This window comes from Paracoccus sp. J39 (assembly GCF_000518925.1).
GTDB lineage: Bacteria > Pseudomonadota > Alphaproteobacteria > Rhodobacterales > Rhodobacteraceae > Paracoccus.
Genome location: NZ_JAEN01000005.1, coordinates 117,007 through 134,150 on the forward strand (window position 1 = coordinate 117,007; position 17,144 = coordinate 134,150).

Annotated in this window: 17 protein-coding genes; 5 read left to right on the plus strand and 12 right to left on the minus strand. The window is 68.3% G+C overall.

Annotated elements, in window-relative coordinates:
- Window positions 1-78: 78 nt before the first annotated feature.
- The 4 genes from mmsB to L632_RS0106910 all read right to left on the minus strand — a co-directional run bounded on the left by mmsB (window position 79) and on the right by L632_RS0106910 (window position 4,808).
- Window positions 79-954: a 3-hydroxyisobutyrate dehydrogenase gene (mmsB, locus tag L632_RS0106895; protein ID WP_028712847.1), complete on the minus strand. Its 876-nt coding sequence runs from the start codon at window positions 952-954 to the stop codon at window positions 79-81.
- Complete coding sequence (locus tag L632_RS0106900) at window positions 951-1,958, minus strand: enoyl-CoA hydratase/isomerase family protein (RefSeq protein WP_028712846.1); 1,008 nt, start codon at window positions 1,956-1,958, stop codon at window positions 951-953. The genes mmsB and L632_RS0106900 overlap by 4 nt, the downstream gene beginning before the upstream one ends.
- Window positions 1,959-3,104 (minus strand): acyl-CoA dehydrogenase family protein, encoded by a 1,146-nt coding sequence (locus L632_RS0106905; protein ID WP_028712845.1) that lies wholly within the window; start codon window positions 3,102-3,104, stop codon window positions 1,959-1,961.
- A 204-nt stretch (window positions 3,105-3,308) separates the two neighbouring features.
- A complete protein-coding gene (locus L632_RS0106910; RefSeq protein ID WP_028712844.1) occupies window positions 3,309-4,808 on the minus strand; it encodes a CoA-acylating methylmalonate-semialdehyde dehydrogenase in 1,500 nt (499 codons plus the stop codon).
- 110 nt (window positions 4,809-4,918) lie between these two features.
- On the opposite strand from L632_RS0106910, the gene L632_RS0106915 reads away from it, so the two are divergent.
- From L632_RS0106915 to L632_RS0106930, 4 genes are all read left to right on the plus strand, one after another.
- Window positions 4,919-5,812, plus strand: coding sequence for a LysR family transcriptional regulator (locus L632_RS0106915; RefSeq protein ID WP_028712843.1), 894 nt, complete (start codon window positions 4,919-4,921; stop codon window positions 5,810-5,812).
- A 99-nt stretch (window positions 5,813-5,911) separates the two neighbouring features.
- Entirely contained in the window at window positions 5,912-6,349 is a 438-nt protein-coding gene (locus tag L632_RS0106920; protein ID WP_028712842.1) for a CBS domain-containing protein, read from the plus strand.
- Between the two features lie 108 nt (window positions 6,350-6,457).
- On the plus strand, window positions 6,458-6,955 hold the full coding sequence (gene coaD / locus L632_RS0106925; RefSeq protein ID WP_028716530.1) for a pantetheine-phosphate adenylyltransferase: 498 nt from the start codon (window positions 6,458-6,460) through the stop codon (window positions 6,953-6,955).
- Between the two features lie 53 nt (window positions 6,956-7,008).
- Complete coding sequence (locus tag L632_RS0106930) at window positions 7,009-7,872, plus strand: DUF2189 domain-containing protein (protein ID WP_084637817.1); 864 nt, start codon at window positions 7,009-7,011, stop codon at window positions 7,870-7,872.
- A 44-nt stretch (window positions 7,873-7,916) separates the two neighbouring features.
- Here the strand turns inward: L632_RS0106930 and L632_RS0106935 are convergent, their stop codons facing one another.
- The 8 genes from L632_RS0106935 to pyrC form a co-directional block, all read right to left on the minus strand.
- Entirely contained in the window at window positions 7,917-8,417 is a 501-nt protein-coding gene (locus L632_RS0106935; protein WP_028712839.1) for a polymer-forming cytoskeletal protein, read from the minus strand.
- On the minus strand, window positions 8,407-9,693 hold the full coding sequence (locus L632_RS0106940) for a M23 family metallopeptidase (protein WP_028716531.1): 1,287 nt from the start codon (window positions 9,691-9,693) through the stop codon (window positions 8,407-8,409). The genes L632_RS0106935 and L632_RS0106940 overlap by 11 nt, the downstream gene beginning before the upstream one ends.
- Before the next feature lie 441 nt (window positions 9,694-10,134).
- Window positions 10,135-11,529 (minus strand): short-chain fatty acyl-CoA regulator family protein, encoded by a 1,395-nt coding sequence (locus L632_RS0106945; RefSeq protein ID WP_028716532.1) that lies wholly within the window; start codon window positions 11,527-11,529, stop codon window positions 10,135-10,137.
- Between the two features lie 59 nt (window positions 11,530-11,588).
- Window positions 11,589-12,794: a multidrug effflux MFS transporter gene (locus tag L632_RS0106950; protein ID WP_028716533.1), complete on the minus strand. Its 1,206-nt coding sequence runs from the start codon at window positions 12,792-12,794 to the stop codon at window positions 11,589-11,591.
- Window positions 12,795-12,857: 63 nt separating this feature from the next.
- Window positions 12,858-13,220, minus strand: coding sequence for a DMT family protein (locus tag L632_RS0106955; protein ID WP_028712835.1), 363 nt, complete (start codon window positions 13,218-13,220; stop codon window positions 12,858-12,860).
- Entirely contained in the window at window positions 13,217-14,716 is a 1,500-nt protein-coding gene (locus tag L632_RS0106960) for a replicative DNA helicase (protein ID WP_028712834.1), read from the minus strand. Before L632_RS0106960 ends, L632_RS0106955 begins: the two co-directional genes overlap by 4 nt.
- Before the next feature lie 238 nt (window positions 14,717-14,954).
- The gene (locus L632_RS0106965; RefSeq protein ID WP_028712833.1) at window positions 14,955-15,626 is read right to left on the minus strand and encodes an orotate phosphoribosyltransferase; all 672 of its coding nucleotides are present in this window, start codon (window positions 15,624-15,626) and stop codon (window positions 14,955-14,957) included.
- Complete coding sequence (pyrC, locus tag L632_RS0106970) at window positions 15,623-16,666, minus strand: dihydroorotase (RefSeq protein WP_028712832.1); 1,044 nt, start codon at window positions 16,664-16,666, stop codon at window positions 15,623-15,625. The genes L632_RS0106965 and pyrC overlap by 4 nt, the downstream gene beginning before the upstream one ends.
- A gap of 140 nt (window positions 16,667-16,806) precedes the next feature.
- On the opposite strand from pyrC, the gene L632_RS0106975 reads away from it, so the two are divergent.
- Complete coding sequence (locus L632_RS0106975) at window positions 16,807-17,109, plus strand: antibiotic ABC transporter (protein WP_230376327.1); 303 nt, start codon at window positions 16,807-16,809, stop codon at window positions 17,107-17,109.
- Window positions 17,110-17,144: the final 35 nt, after the last annotated feature.

Sequence of the window (17,144 nt, forward strand, 5' to 3'; positions counted from 1 at the left end):
CTCCAGCCTGGCACGATAATCTTGATCAGGGATTAAACGCCGCAAACCCCTGATCGGCTCCCTCACGAATGCGAGAAATCAGTCGTGCCGGTGACGTTTTTCGAATCTCGGCAGCATGGCCGAGAAGTCGCGGCCCTTTCCGTCCTCGTCCTCGACGAAGCGGGCATAGAGGGCGGCGGCCAGCTCGCCCATCGGCGTGTCGGCATCCGCGGCCTCGGCGGCCTGCTGGCTGAGCCGCAGGTCTTTCAGCATCAGCTCGGAGGCGAAGCCCGGCTTGTAACCGTTGTCTGCAGGCGATTGCGGACCCACGCCCGGCGCCGGACAATAGGCGTTCATCGTCCAGCTGTAGCCCGAGGAGGTCGAGACCACGTCGAACATCTTCTGCCGGTCCAGCCCCAGCTTGTCGGCCAGCGCAAAGGCCTCACAGGTGGCGATCATGGTCACGCCCAGGATCATGTTGTTGCAGATCTTGGCCGCCTGGCCGGCGCCCGCCGCGCCGCAATGCACCGCCTTCTGACCCATGACGTCGAAAAGCGGCTTCACCTTGTCGAAAGCCTCGGCCGAGCCGCCGACCATGAAGGTCAGGGTGCCGGCGGTCGCGCCGCCAACCCCGCCCGAGACCGGGGCGTCCAGCGCGCCCAAGCCCACCGCCTGCGCCTGCGCCGCCACCGCGCGGGCGCTTTCCACGTCCACCGTCGAGCAGTCGCAGAACACCGCGCCCGCGGTCATGGCCGGAATCACCTCCTCCGCGACCGCGCGCAGGATGGCGCCGTTCGGCAGCATGGTGATCACTACCTCGGCGCCCTGCGCCGCCTCGGCGGCGCTGGCGGCCTTGACGACGCCCTCGGGCATCGGCGCGGCCAGGTCGAAGCCCGCGACCGCGTGCCCTGCCTTGGCCAGATTGGCCGCCATCGGGCCGCCCATATTGCCCAAGCCGATGAATCCGATCTTCATGTCCGGTCCTCCCATTCGATTTCATCCTCGCCCAGCGGCGCCAGCATCGCCGCGACATGCGCGGGGCTGGCATCGGCCGACCATTGCGGATTGCGGTCCTTGTCGATGATCTGCGCCCGCACGCCTTCCAGGAAATCGCTTTCGGCCGTGGCGCGGGCGGTGAAGCGCAGCTCGCGCGCCAGGCTGTCGCGCAGGCTGGCATCGCCGCGCGCCGCGCGCACCAGCGCCAGCGTCGCGGCCATCGACAGGGGCGAGTTGCGGCGCAAGGGCTTCAGCGCCGCCTCGTCGCCCGCCGCCTCCAGCGCGGCGACGATCCCGGCCACGGTATGGCCGCCGAAGGCCGAAAGGTCGCGGCCTTCCAGCGGCGCCTCGGGGCGGGGGTGGGGCGCGATCGCGGCCACGTCGCCGGTCTCGGCCAGCCGGTCGATCAGCGCCGGCCATTCCGCCTCTGGGATATAGCTGTCGGCGAAGCCGGTGAAGATCGCGTCGCCGGCGCCGATGCGCGCCCCGGTCAGGCCCAGATATTCGCCGCAGCGGCCGGGCGCATGGCCCAGAAGCCAGCTGCCGCCCACGTCCGGGATCAGGCCGATGCCGGTCTCGGGCATGGCGATCTGGGTGCTGTCGCCGACGATGCGGTGGCTGGCATGGCCGCCGACGCCGACGCCGCCGCCCATGACGAAGCCCTGCATGAAGGCGACGATGGGCTTGGGATACTCGGCGATCCGCGCGTTCATGCGGTATTCGTCGCGAAAGAACTCGCGCCCGACCCGGTGGTCGCCCTCCAGCCCGGCGCGATAGACGGCGGCGATGTCGCCGCCCGAGCAGAAGGCGCGCTCGCCCTCGGCGTCGATGACGACCAGCGCCACCTCCGGATCGTCGCGCCACTCTTGCAGCGCCGCGTCGATGGCCAGCGCCATCTCGTGGCTCAGCGCGTTCAGCGCCTGCGGGCGGTTGAAGGTCAGCCGCCCGGCGCGGCGGTCCTTGCGGATGATCATCTCGGTCATTCAGTCACGCTCCGCCAGCAGGGCGCGGCCGATAATCAGCCGCATGATTTCATTGGTGCCTTCCAGGATCTGGTGCACGCGCAGGTCGCGCACGATCTTTTCGATCCCGTAATCGGCAAGATAGCCGTAGCCGCCATGCAGTTGCAGGCATTGATTGGCGACCTCGAAGGCGCGGTCGGTCACATGCAGCTTGGCCATGGCGCAGAACTTGGTCGCGTCGCGCTCGCCCCGGTCCAGCTTCCAGGCTGCCTGGCGAAGGAAGATGCGCGCGGATTGCAGCGCCGTCTCCATCTCGGCCAGGCGGAACTGCAGCGCCTGGAACTGGTCCAGCGTCTGACCGAAGGCGCGACGCTCGCCCATGTAGCGCAGCGTCGCGTCCAGCGCCGCCTGCGCGCCGCCAAGTGCCCCGGCCGAGATGTTCAGCCGCCCGCCGTCCAGGCCGGCCATGGCATAGGCAAAGCCGCGGCCTTCCTCGCCGATCAGGTTCTCCTCGGGGATCACGCAATCGTCGAACTGCACCTGCGCGGTCGGCTGCGCCTTCCAGCCCATCTTCTGTTCGAGCGCGCCGAAGCTCAGGCCCGGGGTGCCGGCCTCGACCACCATGGTCGAGATGCCGCGCGGCCCGTCCTGGCCGGTGCGGACCATGACCAGGTAGCAATCCGAATAGCTGCCGCCCGAGATGAAGGCCTTGGTGCCGTTCAGCTTCCAGCCGCCCGGCACCCGCTCGGCCCGGGTGCGCAGCGCCGCGGCGTCCGAGCCCGAGCCCGGCTCGGTCAGGCAATAGGAGAACACCTTTTCCATGCTGCACAGGCCAGGCAGCCAGCGCGCCTTGTTCGCGTCGGTGCCGAACTTGTCGATCATGCCGCCGCACATGTTGTGGATCGACAGGAACGATCCGACCGAGGGGCAGGCCATGGCCAGCGCCTCGAAGACCAGCGTGGCGTCCAGACGCGACAGCCCGGTGCCGCCGTGATCCTCGCCGACATAGACCCCGCCGAAGCCCAGCTCGGCCGCCTGTGCCCACAAGGCGCGCGGGATGGTCCCAGCCTCTTCCCAGGCGCGGGCATGGGGTGCGATCTCCGCCGTCCCGAAATCCCGGGCCAGATCGAATATTGCCTGCTGCTCTTCGCTCAGCGCGAAATCCATGCTCTCCCCCTCATGTCTTTCGTGATGATGTGTCTTGCCGGTCATGGCCGGAAAATGTTGCGCAAGTTTTGCAGGCTTGCGCGAAAGGGCGGGGGTGCCGCCGCCCCGGCTTCTTTCTTGTCCAAATATCCCGGGGGAGCGTTCCCTGCACCCCGTCGAGGGGTGCGGGGAACGCGGGGGCAGAGCCCCCGCCCGCCCGAGCCGTCAGTCCATGGCCTTGAAGTTCAGCGCCACGCCGTCCTTGATGCCCGAGAACCAGCGGGCGGTGACGGTCTTGGTCTTGGTGTAGAAGCGGAAGGCGTCCGGGCCATACTGGTTCAGGTCGCCGAAGGCCGACTTCTTCCAGCCGCCGAAGGTGTAATAGCTCAGCGGCACCGGGATCGGGAAGTTGATGCCGACCATGCCCACGTTCACCCGGCTGGCGAAGTCGCGCGCCGTGTCGCCGTCGGCGGTATAGATCGCCGTGCCGTTGCCATAGTCGTTGTCCATGACCAGGTTCAGCGCATCCTCGTAGCTCGGCGCCCGCACGGTCGAGAGCACCGGGCCGAAGATCTCTTCCTTGTAGATCTCCATGTCGCGGGTCACGTTGTCGAAAAGCGAGGGCCCGCAGAAAAAGCCGTTCTCATAGCCCTGGATCTTCAGCCCGCGGCCGTCGACCACCAGCTTGGCGCCCTGTTCCACGCCGGAATCGATCAGCCGGTTGATGCGCTCCTGCGCGGCCTTGGTGATGACCGGGCCGAAATCCACGTCCTCGCCGGCGGTATAGGGGCCGACCTTCAGCTTTTCGATCTTGGGGATCAGCCGCTCGATCAGAGCGTCGGCGGTCTTGTCGCCCACCGGCACCGCGACCGAGATCGCCATGCAGCGTTCGCCCGCCGCGCCGAAGCCGGCGCCGACCAGCGCGTCCGCCGCCTTGTCTAGGTCGGCATCGGGCATGATCAGCATGTGGTTCTTGGCGCCGCCGAAGCATTGCGCGCGCTTGCCGTTGGTCGCGGCGCGGCCATAGATGTATTGCGCGATCGGGGTCGAGCCCACGAAGCCCACCGCCTGGATGGTCGGGTGGTCGAGGATCGCGTCCACGATTTCCTTGTCGCCGTTGACGACCTGCAGCACGCCGTCCGGCAGCCCGGCCTCTTGCGCCAGCTTGGCCAGCATGATCGAGGTCGAGGGCACGCGCTCGGAGGGCTTCAGGATCATGGCGTTGCCCGAAGCCAGCGCCGGGCCCATCTTCCACAGCGGGATCATCGCCGGGAAGTTGAAGGGGGTGATGCCCGCGACCACGCCCAGCGGCTGGCGCATGGAATAAAGGTCGATGCCGGGGCCGCCATTGTCGGTGAACTCGCCCTTGAGCAGCGCCGGCGCGCCCATGCAGACCTCGATCACCTCAAGGCCGCGCTGCACGTCGCCGCGCGCGTCGGGCAGGGTCTTGCCATGTTCGCGCGAGACCAGTTCGGCCAGCTTTTCCATGTTCTCGTTGATGAGCTGGCCGAATTTCATCATCACCCGCGCGCGGCGCTGCGGGTTGGTGGCGGCCCAGGCGACCTGCGCCTTCTCGGCGCTGCGCACGGCGGCGTCCAGCTCGGCCGGGGTGGCCAGCGGCAGGCGGGCGATCACTTCGCCGGTCGCCGGGTTCATCACATCGCTGAAGCGGCCCGAGGTGCCCTTGACCTCTTTGCCGTCGATCCAGTGGCTCAGTTCTTCCATGGGTGCCTCCCGAGGGTTTCGCATCTTCGGGCGGATCATAGACTTGCAGCATTGCCGGAAAAAGAGGAAGTCTGGCAAAAGGGTTTTGCATTTTTGCAAAGGCGACGGGCATGGACTGGGACGACCTGCGCATCTTTCTGGCCGTGGCGCGTGCGGACAGCCTGTCGGGGGCGGGCCGGCGGCTGGGCATCGACGCCTCGACCGTGGGCCGGCGGGTGGCGCGGCTGGAAAGCGCGCTGGGGGCCAAGCTGTTCGTCAAGACCCCGCAGGGCTACGGCCTCGCCCCCGAGGGCGAGCGGCTGCTGCCCCATGCCGAGGCGGTCGAGGCGGCGCTGAGCGGCGCCGAGGAGGCGCTGACCGGGCCGGGCGACCTGACCGGCCAGCTGCGCATCGGCGCGCCGGACGGCTGCGCGAACTACCTGCTGCCGCAGCTCTGCGCGCGGCTCTCCGAGACGCATCCGCGGCTGGAGATCCAGATCGTCGCCCTGCCGCGGGTCTTCAACCTGTCCAAGCGCGAGGCAGACATGGCCATCGCCGTCTCGCAGCCGCAGGCCGGGCGGCTGGTGGTGCAGCGGTTGACCGATTACCACCTGCACCTTGCCGCGCATGAGGATTATCTGCGCACCCATCCGCCGATCCGCTCGCGCGAGGACCTGCGCGGCCATCGCATGATCGGCTATATCGCCGACATGATCTTCGACCGCGAGCTGGACTACCTGACCGAGACCGGGGCGGAATGGGCGGCGCTGACCTCGAACTCGGTCTCGGTGCAGATGCAGGCGATCCGGGTCGGGGCGGGGCTGGGCATCGTGCATGACTTCGCGATTCCCTTCTGTCCCGGCGTGCGGCGGGTTCTGGCCGACCAGATTTCGCTTACGCGCAGCTTCTGGCTGATCCGGCACGCCGACGACCGCCGCTCGCAGCGGATGAACCGGCTGGCGGATGCCTTGGCGCAGGGCATCCGGGCCGAGGTGGCGCGGCTGCAGGCGCTGGTCTCGCCCTGAATCGCTGCGCTGCAACAGCGGGCTTGACGCAAGCGCGGGTTGAGGTGACGCTGGGCGCCAGAGGCAGCCTTCGCCAGCCCGACCCGAGGAGGAACAGCAATGCTCGTGAACCAGATCCTGTCGATGAAAGCCAGCGGCGAGATTTTCACCGTCGCCCCGGATGCCAGCGTGGCCGACGCCGCCAAGCTGCTTTCGGAAAAGCGCATCGGTGCGATCGTGGTCTCCGAGGACGGCAAGATCCCGCTGGGCATCCTGTCCGAGCGCGACATCGTGCGCGAACTGGGCAAGCGCGGCGCCGCGATCCTCGAGTTGCCGATCTCGGAACTGATGACCCGCAAGCTGATGACCTGCGCCACCGGCGAGGACGCGCTGGTGATCCTGGACCGCATGACCCAGGGCCGGTTCCGCCACCTGCCGGTGGTGAACGAGCAGGGCGAGATGGTGGGGCTGGTCTCGATCGGCGACGCGGTCTCGGCCCGGCTCAAGGAGCTCGCCGCCGAGAAAGAGGCGCTGACCGGCATGATCATGGGCAACTGAGGCCCGGCGCTCGCCCGCCGCGCCGAATCGCCGGATCGGCGCATGGCCTTGCATTTCCTTGCCGAACTTTGTTTGACTGCGGATATTCGGCGAGGAGACGCACCCATCATGCGCATCGGGCTTTATCCAGGCACCTTCGATCCCATCACGCTGGGGCATCTCGACATCATCCAGCGGGCGCTGGAGCTGGTGGACCGGCTGGTGATCGGCGTCGCCATAAACCGCGACAAGGGACCGCTTTTCGGGCTCGAGGACCGCGTCGCCATGGTGCGCGAGGAATGCGACCGCATCGTCGCCGCCCGTTCCAGCGGCGAGATCGTCGTCCATCCGTTCGAGAATCTGCTGATCGACTGCGCCCGCGATGTCGGCGCCACGGTGATCGTGCGCGGCCTGCGGGCGGTGGCGGATTTCGAATACGAATTCCAGATGGTCGGCATGAACCGGGCGCTGGACGCCAGCATCGAGACGGTGTTCCTGATGGCCGATGCCCGCCGCCAGGCCATCGCCTCGAAACTGGTCAAGGAGATCGCGCGGCTGGGCGGCGACGTGTCGAAATTCGTCTCGCCCGCGGTCAAGGACGCGCTGGTCGACCGCTTCGCGCGCTGAGGCTTTCGCTTTGCCGCCAGCCTGCTAACCTTCGCCCATTGACGGAGGAACAGATGGCCGTGACCGATACCGACCCCAAGCCGATCCCCACGCCGATCCCCGAGCCCGAACGCCCGCCGCTGCCCGATCCCTCGCCCGATCCCGGCCCGGACGAGATCCCGCTGCCCGAGGTGATCGGCTTCGACGCCATTCCGGCGGTGCTGGCGGCGGGCTGGCGGGATTTCCGCCGCGCCCCGGCCTTCGGCCTGCTCTTTGCCGCCTTCTACGTCATGGGCGGGCTGGTGCTGACGGCGGTGGCCACGGCGGCGGGGCAGGAATGGTGGCTGATGCCCTTCATCGTCGGCTTTCCGCTGATCGCGCCCTTCGCCGCGGTCGGGCTTTACGAGGTCAGCCGCCGCATCGAATCCGACCGGCCGCTGATCTGGCGCGAGGTGCTGGCCGTGGTCGTCGCGCAGAAGGACCGGCAGGTGCCCTCGATGGCCATGGTGATCCTGCTGATGTTCATGTTCTGGGTCTTCGTCGCCCATACCACCTTCGCGCTGTTCATGGGCGTTTCGGCGCTGACCAACATCACCTCCTCGGCCGAGGTGCTGCTGCAGGGCCGGGGGCTGGTCATGCTGCTGACCGGCACGGTGGTCGGGGCCGGCTTCGCGGCGCTCTTGTTCTCGATCACCGTGGTCGGGCTGCCGCTGATCCTGGACCGCGAGGTCGACCTGATCTCGGCCATCATCGCCAGCTTTCAGGCGGTGGGGGCGAATCTGCCGGTGATGCTGGCTTGGGCGCTGGTCATCGCGGCGCTGCTGTTCGCCGGCATCCTGCCGCTGTTCCTGGGGCTGTTCATCGTCCTGCCGGTGCTGGGCCATGCCAGCTGGCACATGTATCGCCGGCTCATGCCGGACCCCGAACCGATGCCATGAAAAAGGGCGGCGCAGGCCGCCCGTCTTTCCGGATGATCCCTCGATCACTCGGCCGCGTCGGCCTCGCGCGCGGCGGGGGGCGCCAGCTTCTTGGTGACGCCATTGGCCAGCGGATCTTCCTGGCGCTGCACCGAGCCCTCGAAATGGGCGCCGGATTCGATGGCGATGGTCTTGTGGATGATGTCGCCCTCGACGCGTGCGGTGGCGGTCAGGCGCACCTTGAGGCCACGGACGCGGCCGACGACGCGGCCGTTCACCACGACCTCCTCGGCCACGATCTCGCCGCGGATGGTGGCGCTTTCGCCGACCACCAGCTGATGGGCGCGGATGTCGCCCTCGACCGTGCCCTCGACCTGGATGTCGCCCTGGGTCTGGATGTTGCCGGTGACGGTCAGGTCCGAGGACAGCACCGAAGGCGTGGTGCGCGTGCGCGGCGCGGCCGCGGCGGGAATGTCGTAACTCGTGTCCAGGCTGCGCGCGGCTTCGGGCTCGGGGGTCGGCTGGGTGCGGGGGCCGGGTTCGGTCACACGGGTCTTAGAAAACATTCTGGGCTGCCTTGATGAAGCTCATGGGGTTCACGGCTCGGCCGTTCACGCGGACTTCATAGTGAAGATGTGAGCCGGTCGATCTGCCGGTATTGCCCATATCACCGATCTGGCTGCCGCGCGACACCTTTTGGCCCACCTTCACGCGAATCTTGGACAGGTGGCCATAGCGGGTCTCGGTGCCCAGCTCGTGCTGGATCTTGATCAGGTTGCCATAGCCGCGCTGCCAGCCGGCAAAGACCACCGTGCCTTCGCCGGTGGCATAGACCGGCGTGCCGACCGGCGCCGCCATGTCGATGCCCTCGTGCATCCGGCCCCAGCGCCGGCCGAAGGGCGAGGTGTAGCGGAAGGCGGCCTGCACCGGCATGGCCAGCGGCATCTTCTCTACCGCGATGCGATAGCTGTTCATCTGGTCCAGGGTGATCAGGATCTCGTTGGCCTTGGCCTCGCCCTGGGTGATCTCGGCATTGCCGCTCGAGGAATAGCCCACCGGGTTCAGCGGGCCGCCCTGGCCGGAATAGCCGCGGCGCACGGTCTTGAGGATCTCGTCCGGGTTCATGCCGACGCTGCGGAACATGTCGTCCAGCGGCTTGACCGAGACGGAAACGGCATCCTCCAGCTGGGTCAGGATCTCGTCGTTGCGGGCGACGATCTGGTCGCGCTCCAGCGTGACGGTTTCGGCCAGGCGGCGGGCGTCCTCGGCCTGCTGCACGGCCTCGCTGCGGGCGCTGGCGGCCTGCTTCAGCTCGCCCGCCAGGATGTCCAGCGCGGCCTGCAGCTCGGCGGTGCGGGCGGGGGCGGCCGCGCCGTCCTCGTCGCTAGCCTCGGCTTGGTGCCGGGCCTTGACCACCTCTTGCAGGCTGGCCTGCACCGCGCCCAGCCCGGTTTCCAGTTCGCGCCGGCGCGCCTCGGATTCCAGCAGCAGCGACTGCATGCGCGATACCTGGTCCAGCGCCACGGCAAAGCGGTTCTGCGCGGCCACCGCCTCGGCGGCGCGGCTGTCGCGTTCGGCCGAAAGATCGGTCAGCCGGGCCTCGAAGGCGCTTTGGGAACGCAGCGCCTCGTCGCGCGACGACCCGGCGCTGATCGCGTCGATGACCAGGATCGAGCTGGCGATGATCGACCAGCCGAAGACCAGCGCCGTGCCGCCAAGTGCGATCAGCTGGGTCATCGGACGCAGCCGCAGGAAGCGGGTGGTCTTGTCCGATTTCAGGAAGAGGCGCTGTTCTGGCAGCCAGCGCTCAAGCACCGAATTCAGGCTATGGGTGATGCGCAATGTCCCGGGTCCATGTTGTTTTCGCCGGACCGGCCAAGCAGGGGCGGTCGTGACGCTGCGCACGGATAAATCCGACCTGTGCCCAAAGCGCAACAGCACTGGGCCGTCTGCACGGATCTTGGGCGGATTGACGCCGATGCCCTGGCGCGCGGCGGGTGGATATTCGCCGGGGGAGAGCGGCGATTATCCCGCAACCTGGAATTGATATTCGAGCTTCGGGGGATAAGCGCCTAAAAGCAGGTCTGATTCATTTCCGTTGGTTGCGCCGGATCTTTGCCGCCCCGCCTTGGTGTGGCTTGCGGGTTCCGCGCGAATCCGCTGCCTGGCAAATGGGCAGAACCGCCGGGATCGGCAAAGGTTCGCCCGGGTCGGGCGGGGACTGGGCGGGGCCGGAAGCGCGGACAGGGGAACCGGAGGCGGGCCTGCGCGTTTGCCGCCGCTTCAGGCGATCTCGTAGGGCAGCGGCCCCGGCCGGTCAGGCGGGATGCGGATATGCCGGTCCACCGGCGGCACCGAGCGTTGATGGCAGTTCGGCCGCGGGCAGATGCGGCAGGACACGCCGATCGGCTCGAACAGCTGCGGATTGCCGAGGTCCAGCCCGTCGGCATAGACCATGTCGCGGGCATGGCTGATCTCGCAGCCCAGCCCGATGGCGAAGCGCCGTACCGGCGCGCCGAAGGCGCCCCCGGGCTTCGACACGTCGCGCGCCAGCAGCAGGTATCGCTTGCCGTCCGGGGTCTCGGCCAGCTGGCGCAGGAAGCGGCCCGGCGTCTCGAAGGCCTGGTGCACGTTCCACAGCGGGCAGGCACCGCCGAACCGGGCGAATTGCATCCGGGTGGCGGAATGGCGCTTGGTGATGGTGCCGGCCTGGTCGACGCGCACGAAAAAGAACGGCACCCCCCGGTCCCCGCCGCGCTGCATGGTCGAAAGCCGATGCGCCACCTGTTCCAGCGAGGCGCCGAACAGATGCGCCAGCCGCTCCAGGTCGTGCCGCTCGGCCCGCGCGGTTTGCAGGAAGCGGGCATAGGGCATCATCGCGGCGCCGGCGAAATAGTTGGCCAGCCCCAGCCGAGCGATGTCGCGGGCCGAGGCGCTGCGGAACCGGGCCAGTTCCAGCGTCGCTTCCAGCAGGTCGGCCCGGGTCTCAAGCGCGAACAGGTGCAACAGCTGGAAGGCCTGCGTCGCGGGCTCGGCGGCGGCGTTCAGGGTGATGCGCTTGCCCTCGCGCAGATAGACGGCGCCGCTGCCCAGCTCGGCAAGGGTGACCTCGATGCCGCGTTCGGCCAGCGCGGCGATGGCGCGCTCCAGCGGGCGCTGGTCGGGGCGCGAGCGGGCGAAATGCTCGGCGGCGCGGTCCACGGCGTCGATATAGTTGTCGCAGTAATGGAAGAAGTCGCGCACCTCTTCCCAGGGCGAGGGCGTGGCGTTCTGGGCACCGGCGCCAAGCGCCTCGTCCAGCGCCGCCAGCCGTTCCTGTCCCTGGCGATGGGCGCGATAGAGATCCAGGAAGGCGCGGGCCAGCGCCGGCGCATTGGTCGCCGCCAGCCGCAGATCGGCGCGGGGCGGTGTGGCGTCGAACAGCGGGTCCGCCAGCGCCTCGGCCATGTCCATCACCATGCGTTCGGCATCGCCCACCGCCATGGCGCCCAGATCGACCGAAAACTCCGAGGCGAGCCGCAGCAGCACCCCGGCCGAGACCGGCCGGTGGTTGTTCTCCATCTGCGAGAGATAGGGCAGCGAGACCCCCAGCCGGTCGGCGAAGGCGCGCTGGGTCAGCCCGGCGCGGGCGCGGGTCTCGCGCAGGGCGACCCCGGCATAGATCTTCTGGGTGGCCATCTGACCTCCTGGCTTTGCAAAGACAGGAATACGCTTTGCAAAGGCGCCGCCGCAAGGGGTCAGCCGCGGGCGATGACCTGCCTTTCGCGGATCATCACCCAAAGGATGAACAGGATCGAGGCGATGGCCGAGCCGGTCATGATCACCAGCAGCGGCCCGGCGCCGGAATCGTCATGCAGCAGCGCGCCGGCCAGCGCCGCCAGCCCGGCCCCGCCCGCGACCGCCATGGCTCCGCCCAGGCCGCTGGCGGTGCCGGCCAGTTCGGGCCGCACGCTCATCATGCCGGCATTGGCATTGGGCAGCAGCATGCCGTTCCCCAGCCCCATGAAGCCGACCGCGCCGAAGAACACCAGCGGCGTCAGCCCGCCGGCCAGATCCACCAGCAGCGCCGCCAGCAGGAAACCCGAGCAGATCAGCGCGCCGACGAGGATCATCCGGTTCATGCCGATCCGCGTCGAGAACCGGGCCGAAATGAAGTTCCCCAGCGCATAGCCGATCGAGGGGCCCGCGAACCAGTAGCCGACCTCGGCCGGCGTCAGGTGCAGCACGACCTGCCCCACGAAGGGCGCGCCGCCCAGATAGGCATAGAACGAGCCCGCGCTCAGCGTCGCCGCCAGCGCGTAGCCCCAGAACCGCTGCGAACGGGCCAGCACCGGATAGGTCGCGACCTGCTGGCGCAGCGGCACGCCGCCGCCGTGCGCCGTCTCGGTCAGGTCCCAGGCGCAAAGCGCCATGACGCCAAGCCCGGCGATGCCCATGGCGATGAAGCTGGCCTGCCAGCCCAGCGTCTCGTCCAGCACGCCGCCCAGGGTCGGGGCGATCATCGGCACCAGCGACATGCCCATGGTGACATAGCCGATCATGCTGGCCGCCTGCTCGGCCGGGACGATGTCGCGCACCACGGCGCGGCTGATGACGAAGCCGGTCGTCACCACCGCCTGGACCAGCCGGAACAGCATGAACCAGCCGGCACTGGGCGCCAGCAGCGTGCCCAGCGTTGCCAGCAGGAAGATCGCGAAGGAGCCCAGCACCACCGGCCGGCGCCCGAAGCGGTCGCTGATCGGGCCGCAAAGCAGTTGCAGCACCGCGCTGACCGCCAGGAAGGCCGAGACCGACAGCTGCATGAAGCCGTATTCGACGCCGAAATCCCGCGCCATCGCCGGCAGCGAGGGCAGGAAGATGTTCATCGACAGCGCGCCCGTGGCCGAAATCGAGACGAGGGTGATCAGGCTGGGCCGGCGCGGGGCGGGGGGAAGGGCGGTCATGGCGCATAGATTGCCCGAGCGGCGGACAAAGGCAACCGCCTGTTTACGCGGCGCTGTTTGGCCTCAATTCGGGGCTGCGCCGAACCTGTGAAAGATCAGGAAGGCGCCGAAGCAGATGAAGCCGAAGCCAAGGCCGATGTTCCAGGTCAGCCGCTCGCCCAGCCAGAGCCACGAGAACAGCACGAAGATCGACAGGCTGATCACCTCCTGGATGGTCTTGAGCTGCGCGGCGCTGAAATGCCCGTAGCCGCTGCGGTTCGCCGGCACCTGCAGCAGGTATTCGAAGAAGGCGATGCTCCAGCTGACCAGGATCACGACCAGAAGCGGCGCGGCCTTGAACTTCAAATGCCCATACCAGGCGACGGTCATGAACAGGTTCGACAGGATCAGCAGGCCGATGGTGACCGCAGGCACCGGCAGGTTCATTCAGAACGGTCCCAGCTGCGATGCTTTTCCAGATTGCCGAAGCGGGTGAAGCGGCCCTCGAAGGACAGCTCGACGGTGCCGATGGGGCCGTGGCGCTGCTTGCCGATGATGACCTCGGCCTTGCCGTGGCAGGCCTCCATGACCTGCTGCCAGGCCGCCATCTTGTCCAGGTCGTGGTCGGCGGGCTTCTCGCGCTCGCGGTAATATTCCTCGCGGAAGACGAACATGACGATATCGGCGTCCTGCTCGATGCTGCCGGATTCGCGCAGGTCGGACAGCTGCGGGCGCTTGTCCTCGCGCGCCTCGACCTGGCGCGACAGCTGCGACAGGGCGATGACGGGGATGTCCAGCTCCTTGGCGACGGCCTTGAGGCCCTGGGTGATCTCGCTGACCTCGTTCACGCGGCTGTCCTTGGCCGAGGCGGCGCGCAAAAGCTGCAGATAGTCCACGATCAGCAGGTCCAGCCCCATGGTGCGCTTGAGCTTGCGGGCCCGCGCGGCCAGCTGGTTGATCGGCAGCGCCGGCGTGTCGTCTATGTAAAGCGGGCAGTTCTGCAGGTCGTGCGCGGCCTTCACGAAACGGCGGAACTCGTCCTCGGTCATGTCGCCGCGGCGGATCGCCTCGCTGGGCACCTCGGCCGCCTCCGAGAGGATGCGCGCTGCCAGCTGCTCGGCCGACATCTCCAGGCTGAAGAAGCCGACGACGCCGCCCGCCACCGTGCCATGCGTGCCGTCGGGCAGCTCGCCCAGCTTGTGCGCCCTGGCGACGTTGAAGGCGATGTTCGTCGCCAGCGAGGTCTTGCCCATCGAAGGCCGCCCGGCCAGGATGATCAGGTCCGAGCGGTTCAGCCCGCCCATCTTGCCGTCCAGATCCACCAGCCCGGTCGAGATGCCCGACAGCCCGCCGCCGCGGCTGAAGGCGGCATTGGCGGCATTCAGCGCGCCGGTGACCGCGGCAAGGAAGCTCTGGAAACCCCGCTCGGCCACGCCCTGCTCGCCGAGCTTGTAGAGGACCTGCTCGGCCTCCTTGATCTGCTCCTCGGCGGAATCGCTGACCGAGACGGTCGAGGCGCGGGCGGCGATGTCCTGCCCCAGCCCGATCAGCTCGCGCCGCAGGGCGAATTCGCGGATCATCTGCGCATAGTCGCGCGCGGCATGGGAGGAGATCGCCGCCCCGGCCAGACGCGCCAGATAGGCCGGTCCGCCCAGTTCCTTGAGCCCCGCGTCATGCTCCATGAAGGCCTTGATCGTCACCGGGCTGGCCAGCGCGTTCCGGGCGATGCGCTCGGCGCAGATCTCGTAGATGCGGCGGTGGACCGGGTCGTAGAAATGCCCGGCCTTGATGATGCGCGAGACGTGGTCATAGACCTCGTTATTGGTCAGAAGCGCGCCCAGCAGCTGCTGCTCGGCCTCGATCGAAAAGGGCACCGCCTGTTCGGCGGCGGCCTCGGCGATCTCGCCGGGTTTCCTGACTTCGACGGCGCGCAACTCGCTCATCCCATGGTCTCCGACCTTCGACTCGGCTGGGGGTCGTTATCCACCTTATGCGCTCCGGGGTCCATCGGGATATGCTGTGGATAAGCTGTGGGCAGATTGCCGCCCTTGCGCGGGTGGCGAGGGCGGCATGGGTATTTGAGCAACAGAGAAGACCAGCGCGGCGCCCCGGTCTTCTCTGTTGCTCAAATACCCATTGCCACCCTGCTGCCAGGCGCCGTGCCCGCAGGCTGGGGCCAAGTCAGGGATGCGCGGCCTGCCAGGCGCGCGGATCGGTCAGGAAGCTCTCGACCTCGGAGAGCGTCGCCTCGTCGTAGAAGCCCTGCGCCTTGGCCTCGGCCAGAACGTCCCACCAGGTGCAGAGATAATGCAGCCTGACGCCATGGTCGGCCAGGCGCTGCGTGGTGTCCGGGAAGATGCCGTAATAGAAGATCACCGCCGTATGGCCGCAGGTGGCGCCGGTCTCGCGGATCGCGTCGACGAAGCTCAGCTTCGAGCCGCCGTCGGTGGTCAGGTCCTCGACCAGCAGCACGCGCTGGCCCTCGGTCATCGCACCCTCGATGCGGGCGTTGCGGCCGTAGCCCTTGGGCTTCTTGCGCACATAGGTCATCGGCAGTTCCAGCCGCTCGGCCACCCAGGCGGCGAAGGGGATGCCCGCCGTTTCGCCGCCGGCGACATTGTCGAAGGCGGCGAAGCCCGCCTCGCGGAGGACCGTCGCCGCCAGGAAGTCCATCAGTGTCGAGCGGATGCGCGGGAAGCTGATCAGCTTGCGGCAGTCGATATAGGTCGGCCCCTTCAGCCCCGAGGCATAGGTGAAGGGCTCGGCCGCGTTGAAATGCACCGCCTTGATCTCCAGCAGCATGCGGGCGGTCAGCCGGGCGATTTCCTCATGCGGGGGAAAGGGCAGGGTCATGCGGGATCCTCGAGGTGCCAGTAGAGCGGGAAGCCGGGGTCGAAGACGGTGACGGTCTCGTCGCCGGCGGGGATATGGGTCGGATAGGCGGCGGGCGTGTCGCGCCGGACCAGCCGGATGCGGTCCTCGTTGGGCTCCATGCGGTAGAAACCGGCGCCATGCAGCGAGGTGAAGCCTTCCAGCCGGTCGAGCGCATCCTCCTCCTCGAAGACCTGCGCCAGGATCGACATGGTGTTCGGCGCGGTGAAGCAGCCGGCGCAGCCGCAGGCCGATTCCTTGGCGCGGTCCGGATGCGGCGCCGAGTCGGTGCCGAGGAAGAAGCGCGCATCGCCCGAGGTCGCGGCGCGGCGCAGCGCCAGCCGGTGCGTCTCGCGCTTGGCGACCGGCAGGCAGTAGTAATGCGGGCGGATGCCGCCCGCCAGGATGTGGTTGCGGTTGATGACCAGGTGGTGGGTGGTGATGGTCGCGCCGATATCGTCGTTGGCTGCGACATAATCCACGCCGTCCGAGGTGGTGATATGTTCCATCACCACGCGCAGGCCGGGGGTGGCGCGGCGGATCGGATCCAGCACCCGGTCGATGAAAACGGCCTCGCGGTCGAAGATGTCCACCGCCGGATCGGTGACCTCGCCATGGAAGCAGAGCGGGATGCCGGCCTGGGCCATGGCCTCCAGCACGCCGCGCACCTTGTCGAAATCGCGCACGCCCGAGGCCGAATTGGTGGTCGCGCCGGCCGGGTAGAGCTTGACCGCCGAGATGATTCCCTCGGCATGGGCGGCCAGAACATCGGCCGGATCGGTGGTTTCGGTGAGGTAGAGCGTCATCAAGGGACGCAACGTCATTTCCGGGCCCAGGGCGGCGCGGATCCGGTCGCGATAGGCCGCGGCCTGCGCGCCGGTCACCACCGGCGGCACCAGGTTCGGCATGATGATCGCCCGGCCGAAATGGCCGGAAAATGAAGCCACTGCCTGCAGCATGGCGCCGTCGCGCAGATGCAGGTGCCAGTCGTCGGGGCGTCGGAGCGTTACGGATCGGATCATGATTTTCCCTCTATACCGGGTGCGGCAACAAGGCCATAGGGCAAAGGGCAATCCCAAAGTGGCTCTTGGCATTTCGCCGCCGGGGGCGCAGCCTGTCCCGCCTACCGGTCGTGCGAAGGGAATTCGGGATGGGTTTCGGAATGATGAATTATTCGGCCATGCAGGCGCCGCTGCTGCTGTGGCAGCAGATGGCGCGCATGGCCTGGGAATCGCATATGGTCATCGCATGGCGCACCGCGGGTCTGCTGGGCCTGGTGCGCCAGGATGCGGCCGAGCCGCGGCGCATGGTGGTCGAGAAGGCCGATGCCGCCACCGAGGCGCTGCATGCCGCCTTGCGTGCGGCGGGGCGCGGCGAGCGCGCCGACCGGGTCATGGCGGCGGCGCTGCGGCCCTATCGCCGGCGCACCCGCGCCAATGTGCGGCGCCTCTCGGGCAAGGGCTGACGCGCGCGGTCTGCGCCTGGGCGCCGGGATCCGAC

Excerpts from the sequence above, each read along its gene's own strand:
- L632_RS0106905 (WP_028712845.1), bottom strand. The coding sequence starts at position 3,104 with ATGGATTTCGCGCTGAGCGAAGAGCAGCAGGCAATATTCGATCTGGCC.
- coaD (WP_028716530.1), top strand. The coding sequence starts at position 6,458 with ATGCGCATCGGGCTTTATCCAGGCACCTTCGATCCCATCACGCTGGGG.
- L632_RS0106955 (WP_028712835.1), bottom strand. The coding sequence starts at position 13,220 with ATGAACCTGCCGGTGCCTGCGGTCACCATCGGCCTGCTGATCCTGTCG.
- mmsB (WP_028712847.1), bottom strand. The coding sequence starts at position 954 with ATGAAGATCGGATTCATCGGCTTGGGCAATATGGGCGGCCCGATGGCG.
- L632_RS0106945 (WP_028716532.1), bottom strand. The coding sequence starts at position 11,529 with ATGGCCACCCAGAAGATCTATGCCGGGGTCGCCCTGCGCGAGACCCGC.
- L632_RS0106930 (WP_084637817.1), top strand. The coding sequence starts at position 7,009 with ATGGCCGTGACCGATACCGACCCCAAGCCGATCCCCACGCCGATCCCC.
- L632_RS0106920 (WP_028712842.1), top strand. The coding sequence starts at position 5,912 with ATGCTCGTGAACCAGATCCTGTCGATGAAAGCCAGCGGCGAGATTTTC.
- L632_RS0106900 (WP_028712846.1), bottom strand. The coding sequence starts at position 1,958 with ATGACCGAGATGATCATCCGCAAGGACCGCCGCGCCGGGCGGCTGACC.
- L632_RS0106975 (WP_230376327.1), top strand. The coding sequence starts at position 16,807 with ATGATGAATTATTCGGCCATGCAGGCGCCGCTGCTGCTGTGGCAGCAG.
- L632_RS0106910 (WP_028712844.1), bottom strand. The coding sequence starts at position 4,808 with ATGGAAGAACTGAGCCACTGGATCGACGGCAAAGAGGTCAAGGGCACC.
- L632_RS0106915 (WP_028712843.1), top strand. The coding sequence starts at position 4,919 with ATGGACTGGGACGACCTGCGCATCTTTCTGGCCGTGGCGCGTGCGGAC.
- L632_RS0106960 (WP_028712834.1), bottom strand. The coding sequence starts at position 14,716 with ATGAGCGAGTTGCGCGCCGTCGAAGTCAGGAAACCCGGCGAGATCGCC.
- L632_RS0106935 (WP_028712839.1), bottom strand. The coding sequence starts at position 8,417 with ATGTTTTCTAAGACCCGTGTGACCGAACCCGGCCCCCGCACCCAGCCG.
- L632_RS0106965 (WP_028712833.1), bottom strand. The coding sequence starts at position 15,626 with ATGACCCTGCCCTTTCCCCCGCATGAGGAAATCGCCCGGCTGACCGCC.
- L632_RS0106950 (WP_028716533.1), bottom strand. The coding sequence starts at position 12,794 with ATGACCGCCCTTCCCCCCGCCCCGCGCCGGCCCAGCCTGATCACCCTC.
- pyrC (WP_028712832.1), bottom strand. The coding sequence starts at position 16,666 with ATGATCCGATCCGTAACGCTCCGACGCCCCGACGACTGGCACCTGCAT.